The 16302-nt window shown below is 55.0% G+C and carries 10 protein-coding genes and 1 pseudogene; 9 read left to right on the top strand and 2 right to left on the bottom strand.

From position 1 onward, the window contains the following. Position 1 precedes the first annotated feature (1 nt). Positions 2-1000 carry a helix-turn-helix domain-containing protein gene (locus OZX67_RS07980; RefSeq protein ID WP_277142375.1) on the bottom strand — a complete coding sequence of 333 codons (999 nt, stop codon included), beginning with the start codon at positions 998-1000 and terminating at the stop codon, positions 2-4. Between the two features lie 246 nt (positions 1001-1246). After that, positions 1247-3874: pseudogene (locus OZX67_RS07975) on the bottom strand (DUF6020 family protein); the annotation flags it as partial. Positions 3875-4094: 220 nt separating this feature from the next. Between OZX67_RS07975 and OZX67_RS07970 the strand changes: the two are divergent. The 9 genes from OZX67_RS07970 to OZX67_RS07930 all read left to right on the top strand — a co-directional run bounded on the left by OZX67_RS07970 (position 4095) and on the right by OZX67_RS07930 (position 16281). After that, the gene (locus OZX67_RS07970) at positions 4095-5234 is read left to right on the top strand and encodes a biotin--acetyl-CoA-carboxylase ligase (protein ID WP_277142373.1); all 1140 of its coding nucleotides are present in this window, start codon (positions 4095-4097) and stop codon (positions 5232-5234) included. Between the two features lie 254 nt (positions 5235-5488). Further along, entirely contained in the window at positions 5489-6517 is a 1029-nt protein-coding gene (locus OZX67_RS07965; RefSeq protein ID WP_277142371.1) for a sugar kinase, read from the top strand. Between the two features lie 72 nt (positions 6518-6589). After that, positions 6590-7285: a bifunctional 4-hydroxy-2-oxoglutarate aldolase/2-dehydro-3-deoxy-phosphogluconate aldolase gene (eda, locus tag OZX67_RS07960; RefSeq protein WP_277142369.1), complete on the top strand. Its 696-nt coding sequence runs from the start codon at positions 6590-6592 to the stop codon at positions 7283-7285. Between the two features lie 67 nt (positions 7286-7352). After that, the gene (locus tag OZX67_RS07955; protein WP_277142368.1) at positions 7353-8798 is read left to right on the top strand and encodes a tagaturonate reductase; all 1446 of its coding nucleotides are present in this window, start codon (positions 7353-7355) and stop codon (positions 8796-8798) included. Positions 8799-8858: 60 nt separating this feature from the next. After that, positions 8859-10427 (top strand): altronate dehydratase family protein, encoded by a 1569-nt coding sequence (locus OZX67_RS07950; protein ID WP_277142366.1) that lies wholly within the window; start codon positions 8859-8861, stop codon positions 10425-10427. 102 nt (positions 10428-10529) lie between these two features. Next, on the top strand, positions 10530-11567 hold the full coding sequence (locus tag OZX67_RS07945) for a LacI family DNA-binding transcriptional regulator (RefSeq protein ID WP_277142364.1): 1038 nt from the start codon (positions 10530-10532) through the stop codon (positions 11565-11567). Between the two features lie 100 nt (positions 11568-11667). Further along, positions 11668-13086: a glucuronate isomerase gene (gene uxaC / locus OZX67_RS07940; protein WP_277142362.1), complete on the top strand. Its 1419-nt coding sequence runs from the start codon at positions 11668-11670 to the stop codon at positions 13084-13086. A gap of 23 nt (positions 13087-13109) precedes the next feature. Continuing rightward, positions 13110-14654 (top strand): glycoside hydrolase family 43 protein, encoded by a 1545-nt coding sequence (locus OZX67_RS07935; protein ID WP_277142358.1) that lies wholly within the window; start codon positions 13110-13112, stop codon positions 14652-14654. A gap of 235 nt (positions 14655-14889) precedes the next feature. After that, entirely contained in the window at positions 14890-16281 is a 1392-nt protein-coding gene (locus OZX67_RS07930; protein ID WP_277142356.1) for an extracellular solute-binding protein, read from the top strand. The last annotated feature ends 21 nt before the right edge of the window (positions 16282-16302 follow it).

Raw genomic sequence — 16302 nt, 5'->3', positions numbered from 1 at the left:
TTCAGCTGATGATGCCGTTTCCGGCGTCGCGGATGGCACCGATGGTGATGGCGGTGCGCAGCACATAGGCGTCGCGCGGATCGTTGGCATCCCAACCGGTGGCGTCGGCGGCGCGTTTGATGCGGTAGCGCACGGTGTTGGGGTGCACGTTCAAAGCCTTGCCGGTCGCCTCAAGCGAGCCGCCATAAGTGAGGAACGCGGAGACGGTCTGCAGCGTCGGATCGTTTTCGTTCTCGCTTTTAAGACTTTGGTAGACGGTCTGATAAAGCTCGTCGACGGCATCCTCATCGCCGACGAGCGCACGTTCCGGCAACATGTCGGCCGCGCGGGCCGGCCTTGGCAGCGGGTGGATTGCCGGCATCACGTGAAAGGCTGAGAGCACGGCGCCCAATGTCCGCGCGGCGCCGTTGACATTGCGCCGCGTGGGGCCGAGGCATACGGGCTTTTCGCGGTCAAACGCTTTCATTATGGCCGTGCATGTCACTTCCGGCGTGGCCGCGCTTTGCACTATGATAAGCCCGATGATTAGCCCGTTGCTGCGTCCGACCAGACAATATTGGCTGCCGAGGTCATGGGCGCCCCTGGCAATGATGGATTGCGATTCTTCGAAAGTCGAAGCGGCCGTACCCCCAACGGCAAAGCAGCTGAACGTCTCCGGCCATTTCAGCACATGCAGCAGGGAGACGACCCGCTTGTCGCAAAGCCCGTCGGCCAGGCACTCGAAGGCGATGGCCTCCAGATTCTTGCGGTTGCCCAGCATTTCGAAGGTTTTTGCCGCTTCCTTGTTTTTCTGGTTGTCGTGACTGTCCGCGATGACGGTGATTCGAGGTATGCGATGCCGGTTGGCGTTCTGATCTCGGCCGGTATCCGATGATTCCGCAGCCGCTTTGCCGCCCGCCTTTTCATTTGCAACGCTGCCGGCCATCGATTGCGCAAGACCTAGGAAATCGGCGAATTGCCCTGGTTCCTCGTCTTTTTGGTCGGTATCGTGCTTGTTCATACTTTATGATTCTAGTCCGCCTGTTTCCGTCGTGCCGGCGGCGTTGGCGTCTAACGTAACAGCGGTGTCTAACGCAACTGCAGTGTCGAATTTATTGCTCTCGGGCTTGCCGGGAACATTGCCGTTACCGGGAGCCTTGCGCTTATCGGCAGTCTCCAGGTTACCGGCAGGCTCATCAACGTCAATCCGCTTCTCGGCAATGTTTCCGGCGGTGTCGTCGGCGTTCCGTAACGCTCGTGCCTGCGTGCGTTGTGCGCGTGAATCCTGCCAGAACGTGAGGAGCACAAAGCCCAAAACGAAGACCAACGGGAGCATGTGACGCTCGAAATTGTTGGCCGGAGAGGTGACCATGACCCCCATCAGCAGCAGAAGCGGAAGGTGCGTGGCCAAGGTTTTCCAACGGCGCAGAACGACTTCGGCCGCGCCCAAAAGCAGCGTGATGATGACGTAGGTATTGCCATGGATGAGCCAGCCGAGCACAGGTTTTGCGCTCCAGTTCTGCGCGAAGTCGGTGACATTTTTTCGCCAGTCGGAGCACCAGCTTCCGATCCAATCGGTGAAGTTCGCATTGCCGGCGTATATGACGTAATACGTCATGTCGATATAGGGTTGATCCACGATGTCGAAATATCCGTAGCTTTTGGCGAGCAGTGCATCCATCGCGATGCGCGGATTGGCCTTGACTATTTCAAGCCACGCCGCATTGAAATTCTTCATATCCGCTTTTGTGACCGTGCGCCAGCGGTAGCTGACGCGCTTTGTCTGGATCCCCGACGATTTCACCGGGTCGGCGTCCTGCTGGGAGTAGGCTTCGGCCATCTGGTCGAGGTTGAAGATCGGGGCCAGTTTGTTTCGGGCGTCCTGCGGGATTCCGTTTGGGTTGAGCACGGCCACGCGTGCGATCTGCTGCAGTTGGACGCCGTGGCTTTCGATCGGGTCGCCGTTGATGATGGCGCCGTCGCGCGTGGCCAGACCCACAGCCCCCTCGAAGAGGATGACCGGCAGAAGCAAACCGATGATGTAGGTTTTCCAACGTTTGCGGTCCGCGATCAGGGCTATCACCAGCGCGAAGAGGATGATATACAGTGCGTATTTCGCCGAAATCATCATCACGATAGTTGAAAGAAGCAGCGCGATGAACGTGCGTTTGCGCAGGTGAAGCACGATCCTGTCGTAGGAAGGGGCGGAGTCGATGGCTGCGGTCTCGTTCTTGTCGTGGTTAGATGTTGTCGTATCGTTGTTGCGCCCGGTGTCCAGTTTCCATGGTTTGGGCAATGACGTCGGTTTCTTGGGTGATGTTTGTTGACGCAATTTCGCGGTGCAAAGTATTTCGTACCCGACCCCGAACCACCAAACGAACGCAAAGGCGAACAACGGCGATTTGGTGAGGCTTATCGTCGAAAACAGCACCAACGGGCAGACCAGGAAGAACAGAAGAATGAAAAAGCGGGGGAGAGGCCCGACGAATCTCGAGTCATCGGCTTTTTCGTCCGCTAAGGCAGGCTGCTCTTTTTTGGACGGTGACGCCGAGAGGAAATCAATCAGTTTTCTACGTGGCTTGAGCCAAGGATGATTGAAGAAGCGATTCGCGGTGGCGGCCAGGCAGAATGCGGCGAACAGCAGCTGACCCGAGGCGAGGAAGACGATGCCCCAGTCATTGGCACCGGTGAAATAGCGCGAAATCGTTCCTGCGGCGCCGTAGACCAGCGTGAGCACGATGTTGTGTTGGTCGGTCAGGTAGGTGGGTTTGGCGGGCCACAGGTAGTGTGCGGTGGGGTAGATGTCCATCGGCACGAACGAGAAGAAGCCGATATAGGGCTGTTTGAGGCCGGTCCATTGGTTCCAGGCCCAGCTGAACTCGCGGAACTGGCTGCGGATGTCCGCGCCGAACGCCGCTATGAGGGTTATCGGAACCCAAAGCCAGCCGATGATGAGAATAAGCGCGATTTTCCACCATTTGTCGGTGATTGACATCATGCATCGATGCGCTCCCGAGCGAATGCGGGAAGCGATATGGCATATTCGTCGCCAGACTCGTCTGCGCGCTGAATGGGAGGTGCCTGGTTTAGTGCCTTGTTCGCTATCGGCTTTGCCGTTTGGCGCGCCTGTAAGGGATACGTCTAACTTGTTGGTTTGGCTATTTGGTGTGCTTGCAGATATCGTATCTACAGTGCCGGTTCGGCCGTTTGTCGTGCCTGCAGAAGCGCTGTCTAAATTATCGATTTTTCCATTTGGCAAGCCGATGGAAGACGTTTCTGAATTGTTGGTTTTTCTGTTTGATAAGCAGGCGGAAACCGTGTCTGAATTGTTGGTTTTCGCATTTGCCGGGTTGTGGTTTTGACGGCGTTTCCGCCACGCCTTGAATCTGGCGCGAATGCCGAAATCGTAGGGAACGAGCAGTTGGCCGCGCCCGAAGCGAACCAGTTCGACGATGACCAGTATGCAGATGGCGAAAGTTAGTACGAAAATGGCCGCGTTGTGCCACGAAAAAGCGCGGATTGTGGCGATGTCCGGATTGAATTCGTATTGACGATAGAGTGGCCCGAGTGCCGTGCACAACGCGATCCACAAGCTTGCCGCCACCGCCAGCGCCCAACGCAGGAATGCGAAAAGCCTGCCGGAATGCATTGGTGTTGTAGCCTTTGCCAAGGTAGTGGTTTTTGGTGAAGCGTCGGTATTGTTGGTAGCGGAATCAGTGGCCGAATCGTCGATTTCGGTATTGCCGTTCATTGTCGCGGCATTCGCCGTTTTCTTCGAAAAATCGTTGCTGGATTGTGATAATTGGTCTTTTTTATCGTTATCCCCGAGTTCCTGCGAATATGCTTCGCCGCCATCTTGGCGGCTGGCTGCGGCCGCAGGACTGGGATTACTCATAACCGGCATTCTATCGTTTGATATCAACCTTGACTGTATTAAATAGTGCTTGAATTGCAGGAAACCACAAAGTGTGACGGAGACCAAACGTGGTGGGCGCCGCACAAGTCGGCATATCGGTTTTGGGAAACTTTGATATTCCGCCATTCTTAAAAACCTATCTACTGACTTGTGCGAAATGACAAAGCCGAACAGCGCGGTTGCGCATACAGTGGGGCGTATGGATAACGAGACTGATTCCCCGATGGCGGGGTATGTGAAGCAGATCGAAACGGAATATGCGGCTTTCGCGCGAAGGGCCGGGGCAAGCAAGCCGCAGATGCCGGAAACGGCCGGTGCGGTCAATGAGCTGGTGGCGCTCGCGGCGCTCGATTCCACCAATATTTTGGCTCGGAAGATACTGGCAAACGGAGACCTTCGCGTCATTGATGGGGGAGGCTTGCCTGGGATGGCGGCGGTTTGTGCGGATACGCAAAGCGCAGGGCACGGGCGTCTCGGCCGGCAGTGGAGCGACAAGGCCGGCGGTGCCTCGTTCCTGGTTACGTATGTCACCGCATTGCCGCAACGTTTGGTGACCGATTCGCATTACAATGGGTGGTTCACGGTCATCGCCGGGCTTGCGGCGCTTGATGCCTTGAACGGCGCGTTGGAAAAGTGTGGTGCCAAGCCGCTTGACCCGGCGCATGGCCTTGAGCTCAAATGGCCGAACGACATTTTCTATAACGGCCACAAACTTGGCGGTATCTTGGCCGAACTGGTCGAATTACCGGAAGGCCTGAACCGTCTGGCGGTGCCGCAATCCCAACTTTCTTCGGAACTCCAGAAAGAACATGGCGACGGACGGATTGCGGCGGCTTCTGTGTCAGATTCCGATGACGCTGCCGATTCGTCTCATGCTGCTTTGCAAAGTAACGATGCGAAATCTTTTGCCGGGAATGTTGAAGAAGATTCGTCTGACGCCAGTGAGCTCGCCGTCGGCGTGATGTTCGGCATCGGCATCAACCTTGACATCGCCGAGGAAAGTCTGCCAACCCCGATTTCCACCTCTTTGCAACTGCTCTATGCTCCGTTGCCGGTTCCGGCTACGATGCGCGACATGGTTGCCGCGCGCCTCGCAGCGTCGTTGAAGCGGCGGCTTGCGGCTTTGGTCGCGAATCCTGGCGCCCAATTGGCGAAATTGTGGGAAGAGGCACAGGCCAAGTGTTGGACGCTGGGCCGTGAGGTTGAGGCGAAGTTCACCGACGGCTCGAAGCTGGCGGGCAAAGCCATATCGCTCAACCCCGATGCCTCGCTGACAATACAGGATGCGCAGGGTACCCCCCACGTCGTCAAAACCGGTGACGTGGGCGTACTGGCCTGAATACCGGGGCTTCGCGGACAATGTTGTCTGCGAAGCCTAAATCCCGCTTTGTGTCTATTGCTTACGTTTATTGTTCGTTTTTATTCCCAGCATCGCGGTTTTGCAACGCGTGGCAACAATATAAGGTATTGATTGCTTTTCTTCTTACACTCCTAAACATAAAAGGATGATTATATTTTTCCTTTGAAAATGGGTCAGCAGTAGGCCCATAATGTTTTGCTCTGATGTGTGCAGCTTGGAGGGGAAGGGCTCAGATGAATGACATACAGGAAGCATATTCGTCTGAGGCAGATCAGGAATCATCATTTGCAATCCATGGGTTGAACAAGGGCAAGGTCCTTCTCGTGGGTGAAAGCATGGGGTTGTTTGCTGCTGATACGGAAGGGCCTTGCAGCAGGGTGGATGTCTTCAATGCCTCGGTCGCGGGTGCGGAGCTCAACGTCGCTTTGGGTTTGTTGCGCATGGGTCAGCAACCCGTGTATGTTACGCGGGTCGGTGACGATCCATTTGGTGATCGTATCCGCATATTTCTTGATAAGAACGGATTAACCGATTCAAGGGTGACGGTCGACAAAACGCGCCACACAGGTTTTATGATGAAAACCAAGGTTTCCAAAGGAGACCCCGTCACTTCCTATTTCCGCAAACGGTCGGCTGCTTCCGCAATCACGCCGCAGGATATCTTTGATATTGACTTGACAGGCATTTCGGTGCTTCACCTTACGGGGATACTTCCTCCGCTTTCATCGACGACAATAGAGGCTTCGGATGCCCTCGTCGCGCGGGCGCAGTTCAACGATCTCTTCATCTCCTTCGACCCCAATTTGCGCCCAGCTTTGTGGAAGAACCCTCATCAGATGCACTCCACATTGAAACGTCTCGCCTCACAGGCCGATCTGGTGATGCCTGGCAGAAGTGAGGGACAGGAGCTTTTCGGCGTTTCCAATGTCGAAGATGTCGGCAAGGCGTTTATCGATAACGGCGCCAAATATGTCGTCGTCAAGGATGGCGCACGTGGCGCTTGGGCCACAGATGGTGAAAAGGGCGTTTACGTTCCCGGATTCGTTGTCGATCATGTAGTCGATAGCGTGGGTGCCGGTGACGGTTTTGCTGCCGGTCTGCTTTCGGCGTTGCTCGACCGGCTGCCCATAGAAGCCGCCGTTGAACGTGGATGCGCCATCGGGGCCATCCAGACGCAATTCACTTCCGACAATGAAGGTCTACCCGACAAAGCTCGGCTCATGAGCTTTATGCATACTCACGTCCGTGCGAAGGTCCATTGAGTCAGACGATTTGGAGCCTTTTCTTCTTGATAAATATCAATAGGTATCTGTTTGGCAAAGGAGTTGTACATTATGTTCACCACAAATCCGACTCGCGAAGCACACGAGCGGTTGAACAACTCGGAACTGACCGAGTATTTTTCTTCAATCGGCATTGTGCCGCTGGTCACGTTGAATTCGCCCGATGAGGCTGTACCTCTGGCTCAGGCATTGGCGCTCGGAGGCGTGCCAGTGGCGGAAGTGACATTCAGGTCATCGGCCGCGTTGGAAGGCATGCGTCGTATCAAAGCCGAGGTGCCTGAAATCACTTTGCTCGCCGGAACGGTACATTCGGTCGAACAGGCGCGTCAGGCTCTGGAAGCCGGATGCACGGGAATCGTCACTCCTTCTTTCGATGAGCAGGTCGTCGATTGGTGCCTTGGAAGCGACGTCCTTATTGTTCCTGGCACAGCTGTGCCCAGTGATGTCGAAAAGGCGTGGGACAGGGGTCTGCGTTTCGCCAAGTTCTTCCCGGCCGAAGCTTATGGCGGCGTGAAGACGCTCAAGGCGTTGAACGGCCCATTCTCAGATATGAAGTTCCTGCCGACCGGCGGCGTGAATCTCAAGAACCTTGAGGAATATATGAATCTTCCCAATGTTTTCGCTGTCGGAGGCAGTTTCGCGGTTCCCTCTGCTGCGCAAAAGAACAAGGATTGGGATGCTATCACCGAGACTTGCAAGAAGGCCCGGGAAATCGTCAAGCCGATCATCGATAAGAAAAACGCCTGAAACCTGCCGGTAGCGATGCCGCGGCGTGTCAATTGAAGTCAACGAAAAGAAAACGAGGAAGCTTACCATGGATACTCTCAATAGGAAACTTGCCATCGAGCGTGGCCTGACCAACGAAAAAGCACAGTCACGTCCCATCAAGATCATCCAGTTTGGTGAAGGAGGGTTCCTGCGTGCATTCGTCGACTGGACCGTTCAGCAACTCAACAACAACGGCCTTTTCAACGGCAACGTTGCCATCGTTCAGCCGATGCCCAACGGCCGGGTCGATAACCTGAGGCAACAGGACAACCTATACACCGTTGTTCTGCAAGGGATACTGGACGGTAAGAAGATCCTGAGCAACACCCTCGTCGACTCCATCGGTACTACGGTCAAGCCCTTCGGCGAATGGCAGGAGTATCTGAAGCTTGCCGATAATCCGGATACCAAAATCATCATCTCCAACACCACGGAGGCCGGCATCGCCGTAACCGAGAACGACACTGTCGATATGGCTCCTCCGCAAGGTTATCCCGCTAAGTTGGCGCAGCTCTTGAAGCGTCGCTATGACGACGGATTGCCCGGTTTCCTCATCATTCCCTGCGAGCTTATTGCTGACAATGGCAAGGCGTTGCGCAAGGCCGTCATCACCATGTCGCGTCAATTCGGTTTTAGTGACGATTTCATCACCTGGATCGAGCAGGAAAATACGTTCGTCTCCACGCTGGTGGACAGGATCGTCCCGGGCTATCCGGCGGCGCAGGCCGAGTCCCTGTGGGAGCAGATTGGTTATCGCGACGATATGATCGATAAGGCGGAGCCGTTCTATTCGTGGGTTATCGCGGGTGATAAGAAAGCGCAGGAGCTGGTCGACGAACTCATCCCGGCTCGTCGCCTCGGCATCAACCTCATCCTTACCGATGACGTCCAGCCCTACCGCGAGCGCAAGGTCTACCTACTCAATGGTCCCCACACCACGCTGGCTCAAGTGGCCCGTTTGGCCGGTATGAGTACCGTCGGCGAAACCATGGAAGACAAGACCATGCACTCGTTCATCCTGAAGGAAATGAACGAGGAGATCATTCCTGTGCTTACCCTGCCGAAGGACGAGCTTGAGACGTTCGCCTCCCAGGTGCTCGAGCGTTTCTCCAACCCGTTCAATGAGCATAAGCTGGACTCTATTGGCCTCAATTCGGTGTCGAAATATGCCGTGAGGCTTCTGCCGCTGGTCACCGCCAATACACAGAAAAGAGGAAAGCTGCCGGAACGTATCGTCTTGGCTCTTGCCGCGTTGCTCTATACCTATGGCGGTTTCGCGCAAGGCAAGGTCAACATCAAGGATGACCAGGCTGTGGTGGACACGCTTGCCGCGTTGGCCAAAAACAACACTTACGTTCATGACGCGCTGTCCTCAAGCAAGCTGTGGGGGCAGGATCTGACCCGCATAGACGGCTTGGAGCAACTCGTTGAAAAGGACTTGCAGGGCATTGTCGACAACGGCATCGAGACGTTGGTTAAGTCTCTGGCCTGAGCTCTCGTTCGTCCATGTGCGTCGGTACAGAAATACACTTCAATAATCGAAAGGGATGAAATGGATACCATTAAGCTTGATGCTGCCGATAAGGTAGTTGTGGCCAGCCGTGATTTTCATAAGGGTGACAAGGTGGAAGTGGAAAGTCTCGACACCCCGATTACCTTGTTGCAGGATGTCCCGCGCGGCCACAAGATAGCGATTCAAGACATCGCCGTCGGCGAACAGATCATCAAATACGGCTACTCGATTGGGCATGCAAAAGAGGACATTCCGGCCGGCTCCTGGGTGCATACGCATAATTGCAAGTCCAATCTTGGCCCTGATCTGACGTATGAGTATCATCCCGTTGCCGGTGTGGTCAAACCCGGCGTCGATACCGTTGACGGCGTCTCCGACAAAACCTTCAAAGGTTATCGTCGCTTGACCGGGCGAGTCGGTATCAGAAACGACCTGTACATCGTTCCGACCGTAGGCTGCATCAATTCCCTGTGCGACAACATCGCCGCTGATTTCAAGGCCCGGCATCCCGGCAACGGCTCGTTCGATTCCGTGGTCATCGCGCATCATCCTTACGGCTGCTCGCAGCTGGGGGGAGACCACGAGATGACAAAACGCCTCTTGCAAGACATTGCCGCGCATCCCAACGCCGGCGGCGTCCTGGTGGTCGGTCTGGGTTGCGAGAACAACCAGATCGACGAGTTCCAAGCTGGGCTGAGCTGCTGTGGCACCGATTCGGAGAATCCGCAGGAGGCTATCGACGATATCCGCGAGGGACTGGTATACGACCCGCAACGCGTGAAGTTTATGGTCTGCCAGACCGTTGATGACGAATACGTGGCTGCGCGTGATCTTTTGGACGAAATCAACGAGGCTGCCAAAAACGATCATCGCGAGGACATCCCGCTGAACGAGCTTACGGTCGGCGTCAAATGCGGTGGTTCCGATGGGCTTTCAGGTGTCACGGCCAACCCTCTGGTGGGTCGTTTCGCCGAGTTCCTGGTTCGTCAGGGCGGCAAGGTCGTGCTGACTGAGGTCCCTGAGATGTTTGGGGCCGAGCAGGTGCTGATGAGCCATGCCAAGGACGAGGCGACGTTCAATGACATCGTCTCGCTGATTAATAATTTCAAGGATTATTTCCGCCGTTATCACCAGCCTATCGGTGAGAATCCCTCTCCTGGCAACAAGAAGGGCGGCATCACCACCCTCGAGGACAAATCATTGGGCTGCATCCGCAAGGGCGGAAAGTGCCAGGTCGTGGACGTCATTGACTACGGCAGGCTGGCGAAAAAGCCGGGATTGACGTTGCTGCGCTCGCCAGGCAACGATCTGGTGTCTTCTTCGGCATTGGCGTCCGCCGGCTGCAACATCGTCCTGTTCACCACCGGCCGCGGCAATCCCTTCGGAACCTATGTGCCGACGTTCAAAGTGGCGACCAACGATCCGCTTGCCCAGAAGCACGGTCGTTGGATCGATTTTAACGCCGGGCGTTTGTTGAGTGAACCGATGGACGAAGTCCTGCCTGATTTCATCGAGGCCGTCTTGAAAGCCGTCAATGGTGAGCCCACCAGGAACGAACAGTTTGGCATGCACGAAATCGCGATTTTCAAGGACGGCATCACCGAATAAATAGACTATTATAGAGTTCGTATATAAAAATGTAGCCTGGGCACCAATGTGGCTAGCTAATGGCTTTGGGTTATGAAGATTGTCATATCAAACGAGGGACTCATGGACAGTTCGAAGAAGAGAGTTACCATTCGAGATGTCGCGAAACTGGCCCAAGTTTCACCTTCCACAGTCTCTCGAGCGTTTGCCCGCCCCGATCGGGTAAGTGCGGAAACCACCAAGAAGATTTTCGCAGCTGCCGATGAGTTGGGCTATCACGAGGATGCCGTTGAAACGCGTCCTTCGCGTCATCGGCATGATCTGATTGCCATCAGCGTACCCGATATCGCCAACCAGTTCTTTTCGGACATCATCCGTAGCGTGCAGCATGAATGTTTCAATCGCGGGGTCGGGCTGATCGTTTCCGAAACGCGGGAAAGCGCCTCCTGGGAGCGGCTGGCGTTCGATAAGGTGGTCAAGAACGCCGATGGCATCATTTTGGTATCTTCGCGAATGCCGGATTCGATGATTCGTAAGTGTGCGCAAGCCAGGCCGTTGGTGGTGGTCAACCGTGAGGTCCGGGGAGTCTCCAGCGTCGTCGTTGATGTGAGGCAGGGCGTCCATGAGGCCGTCGAACAGCTGCAAATAGGGCAATATCATGCCATTACCTATCTTGATGGGCCGGCGAATTCGTGGTCCGTCGGTATACGGTGGAAAGCCATACGAAGCGAATGTCACAGCCGCAATATCGAAGTGCGTCGTCTATGGCCCGGAGTCCCCACATTCGAAGGCGGCTACGCCTGTGTGGAGCAGTATTTGCAGCATCCTACGGGAGCTGTGATTGCCCATAACGATTTGATGGCGATAGGATTCATCGCCGGCATGCGCAAGCGCGGTTATGAGTGTCCGCGTGATTTCTCAATCATCGGTTTTGACGACGACACTGTCGGGCGGATGAGTGAGCCTTCGATTTCCAGCATTCATATGTCGCTTGCCAAACTCGGCAGTTACGCCGAACGCCTGTTGTCGGCCTCCATCAAAGGCCAGGCCGAGCCCGGGATGTTGGCACGCATCCCTTCGTCGCTGATTGTTCGAGAAAGCACAAAAACGCGCGGCATTGAGCCGAAATCCCTCTCTCACGCAAACGATGGCAACAATTAGCGTCTACGAATTTTTGCAATCATATGATGGTCCCGTCTTGTCTAATACACATTCGGCCGGCAATGAGGCCGATACTTGTTTGCGAAGGAAAGAAAAAAGCATGGAATTCCTAGATGATGATTATCTACTGACCACCGATCTGTCGCAGGAGCTGTTTCACAGCTGTGCGCAGAATCTTCCGGTTGTCGATTACCATTGCCATCTGCACCCCAAGGAGATTTTTGAGGACACCAATTTCTCCAATATCGTTGAAGCTTGGCTGACCGATGGCAAGAATTACGGGGATCATTACAAGTGGCGCCTGATGCGCGCCAATGGTGTTCCTGAAGAGCTGATTACGGGCAGTGCCGATCCCTGGGAGAAATTCCAGGCATTCGCCTCGACGATGGAAAAGGCTGTAGGAAGCCCGGTATTCCTGTGGACCCATATGGAATTGCGCCGGTATTTCGGCATCTCTTCCGTATTGAGCACCAGGACCGCGCGCGATATCTTCGACCAAACCAATGAAATGCTCAAGAAGCCTGATTTTTCACGCCGTTCCTTGCTTCGTCGTATGGGGGTTGACACGGTTTGCACTACTGACGATCCCGTTGAGGATCTTCAATATCATGAGCTCTTTGCCAAGCAAGACGAGACGTTCAGCATGATTCCGGCTTTCCGTCCGGATCCTGCGTTGAAGCCCGAGCAGCCCGGTTTCGGCGCGTGGATCGAACAGTTGGAACAGGCCAGTGGCATCGAGGTCCATTCGTTCGATGATCTGGTCTCGGCGCTGTCCAATCGCATCGATTACTTCCATGCCCATGGCTGTCGTCTTTCCGACCACGCCGCCGGCATCATGACCTATGACGTCGCCACCGGCCCGCAGCTTAACGCGATCCTTGACAAGGCAAGGGCCGGCAAGCCCATCACTGCGCTCGAGTATTCGCAGTATCGCACCGCCCTGTTGATTGCGCTGATGGGCATGTATAACGCCAAAGGCTGGACCATGCAGCTGCATCTGCATTCCTTCTTGAACCTCAACAAGCGCGGTTTTGCCGATCATGGTCCCGACACCGGCTTCGATGCCATGAACGACCGTTCCATCGCCGAGCCGCTGGCCGCCCTGCTCAACGCGGCCTCGGAGCAGGGTGGCATCCCCAAGCTTCTGATCTACTCGCTCAACCCCAACGACTACATGGTCATCTCCACGGTCGCAGGCTGCTTCCAAGGTGGAATGAAGCAGCGCTTGGCGTTGGGCAACGCGTGGTGGTTCAACGACACGCACAACGGTATCCGCCGTCAGCTTGAGGTGATGGCCGAGACGTCCTTGTTGGGCAACTTCGTGGGCATGACCACCGATTCCCGCAGCTTCCTTTCGTTCCCGCGCCATGAGTTCTTCCGCAGAATCCTGTGCGAGATGCTTGGCGAATGGGCCTCCAACGGCCAGATTCCCGCCGACCCTGAGTTCTTGGAGCCCATTGTCCGTGATATCTCGTTCAACAATGCCAAGGAATTGTTCATCGACAACAAGAACGACTGATACGACCATAAGGAAGTGCATTGATGCGTAATCCCGTGCTGCGTGGGTTCAATCCGGACCCGGTTATTTTCAGCGATGGACAACAGTACTATATCGTGGTTTCCACCTTTGAATGGTTGCCGGGATTACGCGTATATGCTTCTGACGACCTGTGTGATTGGCACTACGAGACTTCCATCCTCGATCGTGACAGCGGCATCGATCTGCGAGGCAACCCGAGAGGTTGTTCCATTTGGGCTCCCTATGCTGGCTATCACAACGGTAAGTACTACGTTTTGTATACTAACGTCCGACAGACCAAAGTACCGTATAAGGACGTCGACAATTACCTCATCACAGCCACCGACATCCACGGTCCATGGAGCGAACCGGTGTATATCAACAGTTCCGGATTCGATCCCTCGCTGTTTTTCGACGATGACGGCAAAACCTATTTCATCAACGAGATCTGGGACTATCGCAGGCATGAGCACAACAAGTCCGCCGGTATCGTGATGCAGCGTATCGATTCGGATACATTCGATTTGTGCGATGAACCGGTGCGTATCTTCCCGGGGACCGAGGCACAGAAAACGGAAGCGCCGCAGATGTACAAGTGCGGCGGCTACTACTATCTGCTTGTTGCGGAAGGTGGCACCGAATCCGGGCACAGGGAGACCGTGGCCCGCAGCCGTAAGATCTGGGGACCGTACAAAACCGATCCTCAAGGACCTCTGGTCACTTCCTATGACGATCCGACGTGGTCGTTGCAATGCGCTGGACATGCGAGCCTGGTGATGGGTCCTGGCGAGCAATGCTATATGGCACACCTTTGCGCGCGTCCGTTCGGCCCAGACGGTGCCTCGATACTGGGACGCGAGACGGCGTTGCAGCACGTGGTCTTCGATGATAATGGATGGATTCGTTTGGCGGACGGCGGGCATAAGCCGTCTCTGGAAGTGCTGCCGCAATACGACGCAAAACCCACTGCCGCTTCGTTCCGTGACGATTTACGTCAAGGTCTGCCCGATGACGAGCATTGGAACACGTTGAGGGAATTTCCTGACGCTTCATGGCTTCAGGCCACTTCAGATGGTTTGCGTATTGCCGGAGGGGCCTCGCCCCAATCGACGTTCGAGCAACACCTGATCGGTACCAGGCAGACCGAATTCGATTGCAGGGCTTCAGTCCGTATGCTCTATGCCCCCAAGAGCTATCTGCAACTTGCCGGGCTGTCGCTGTATCTTGACGTCGAAAACTACATGCTGTGCATGGTCACCGCCAATGATTGCGGGGAGTCGGTCGCGGTACTCCAGCAATGTGTGGCCGGTAACTTCAGCGAGGTATGCAGAGTGCCGGTTTTTGGTCGTTCTTTCAATATTCGTGTGGGGTTGTCGGGTCATGAGGCAGCTTTCATCATGACCGATGTGTCCGGGATAGCCTACGACTTCGAAGGGCCTCACGATGTCACGTTCCTCGCCGGAGGATTCACCGGTAATTTCATTGCTTTGGATGCCATCGATATGTATCGTCATAATTCATCCTCGGCGGTATTCAGCGACTTCCAGTATGAGGTTCTCTCCAACTAAGTTAAACGAATGTATTAAGCAAACGCTGGCAACAGATGACCATGTAATCAAAATCACATTTCATACTAGAGATGAAGGAATTTGCATATGGTCTCTGAGAATTCAAAGGTGTGGACCCGGTCAACGTTGTGTGTCTGTGCGTTTGTTTTCCAGAAGCTGGCATTGCCGAACGTCGTTGCTGACGTTATGCAGTGATAGGGCGAATTTCATTTTCAGAAGAAAGGTGCAACTCATCATGAAGTTCTCTAAATCGATTATCGCAGCGGTGGCGTCAGTCGCCATGCTGGCTTCTCTGGGTGCCTGCGGTTCTGGCTCCCAATCTTCATCCTCTTCGCCCAAGAAAGATGGTGCGAGTATCTCGATGGATGATGTCAATGCCGCCCTGAAGAGCGACAAGGATGTAACACTCAATTTCTGGACGTGGCGTGACGATATCGAAGGTCCGAGTATTCAGGCGTTTGAAGCCAAGTACCCGCACATCAAGATTAATGTAGTCAAGACCGGCGCCGCAGCCGACCACTACACGAAGTTCCAGAACGTGTTGAAGTCCAAGAAGGACATCCCGGACGTCGTCCAGCTTGAGTATGACTATCTGCCGCAGTACGCCGTCAGCGGCTCCTTGCTTAACTTCTCGTCGAGCAGCATCGAGTCCTCCATGGGCAAGCTTTACAACAACGCTGCCTGGCGTAACGTCCATGTAGCCAATGGTCTTTACGGCGTCCCGCTCGATCAGGGCCCGGAGGCGTTCTTCTGGCGTCACGATGTACTCGACCAGTATGGCATCCAGATTCCCAAGACCTGGAAGGAATTCGAGGAGTCCGGCATCAAGCTGCACAAGGCGAACCCCGATAAGTACATGGGCTTCATCGACACTACTGACGTGCGCTACATGGCCTCCATCATCCGCCAGTCCGGCGCCATTCCGTGGAAGGTCGATGGTGTGCAGAACGTCAAGCTCAGCATGACCGACGCCAAGGTGAAGGAAGCCGTCGATTTCATTCAGAAGCTTATTGACGAGGATGTTCTCGAGCCCGTGGCCAACAAGAGTGATGAATACAATCGTGGTTTCGCGCAAGGCCGTTGGGCCGTGCAGTTCGATGGATGCTGGAAGGGCACTTCGTTCACCCAGCAGCAGCCTTCACTCAAGGGCAAGATGGAAGTCGCGCTTCCTCCGGCCTGGGGCGATGACGCCAGCAACCTGAAGACCGGTGAAGTCGGCGGTTCGCTGATTTCCGTCACCTCTGCCACAGCCAAGGAGAAGCGCGCGGCCGCAATCGCCTTCTGCAACTGGATGAGCTCCAGCAAGGAATCCATCGATCTCTTCCAGAAGACCGGAAGCTTCTTCAACGCAGCCAAGTCCTTCCAGGAAGATCCGAAGCAGGCTTCGGTCAAGAATGACTACTTCGGTGGTCAGGCGGTCAACAAGGTCTACTTTGAGTCCGCGAAGAAGCTGAGCACCGGCTGGACGGTACTGCCATTCAATTCGCAGTATGCCACGAGCTTCAAGGACATTGTCGTTCCCGCTCTGAAGAAGAACGGCAACCTCTTCGGCAAGTTCGCTCCTTGGCAGGCAAACCTCAAGCAGTATGCCGAGGATCAGGGCTTCAAGATTACGGAATCCAAGTAATCGAACCGGATATATCGAGTG

The organism is Bifidobacterium sp. ESL0728, from assembly GCF_029392015.1.
Lineage (GTDB): Bacteria > Actinomycetota > Actinomycetes > Actinomycetales > Bifidobacteriaceae > Bifidobacterium.
The sequence above is the reverse complement of the archived record's forward strand: the minus strand, read 5'-3'. Positions and strand labels throughout refer to the sequence as shown.

Excerpts from the sequence above, each read along its gene's own strand:
- OZX67_RS07980 (WP_277142375.1), bottom strand. The coding sequence starts at position 1,000 with ATGAACAAGCACGATACCGACCAAAAAGACGAGGAACCAGGGCAATTC.
- OZX67_RS07970 (WP_277142373.1), top strand. The coding sequence starts at position 4,095 with ATGGATAACGAGACTGATTCCCCGATGGCGGGGTATGTGAAGCAGATC.
- OZX67_RS07965 (WP_277142371.1), top strand. The coding sequence starts at position 5,489 with ATGAATGACATACAGGAAGCATATTCGTCTGAGGCAGATCAGGAATCA.
- eda (WP_277142369.1), top strand. The coding sequence starts at position 6,590 with ATGTTCACCACAAATCCGACTCGCGAAGCACACGAGCGGTTGAACAAC.
- OZX67_RS07955 (WP_277142368.1), top strand. The coding sequence starts at position 7,353 with ATGGATACTCTCAATAGGAAACTTGCCATCGAGCGTGGCCTGACCAAC.
- OZX67_RS07950 (WP_277142366.1), top strand. The coding sequence starts at position 8,859 with ATGGATACCATTAAGCTTGATGCTGCCGATAAGGTAGTTGTGGCCAGC.
- OZX67_RS07945 (WP_277142364.1), top strand. The coding sequence starts at position 10,530 with ATGGACAGTTCGAAGAAGAGAGTTACCATTCGAGATGTCGCGAAACTG.
- uxaC (WP_277142362.1), top strand. The coding sequence starts at position 11,668 with ATGGAATTCCTAGATGATGATTATCTACTGACCACCGATCTGTCGCAG.
- OZX67_RS07935 (WP_277142358.1), top strand. The coding sequence starts at position 13,110 with ATGCGTAATCCCGTGCTGCGTGGGTTCAATCCGGACCCGGTTATTTTC.
- OZX67_RS07930 (WP_277142356.1), top strand. The coding sequence starts at position 14,890 with ATGAAGTTCTCTAAATCGATTATCGCAGCGGTGGCGTCAGTCGCCATG.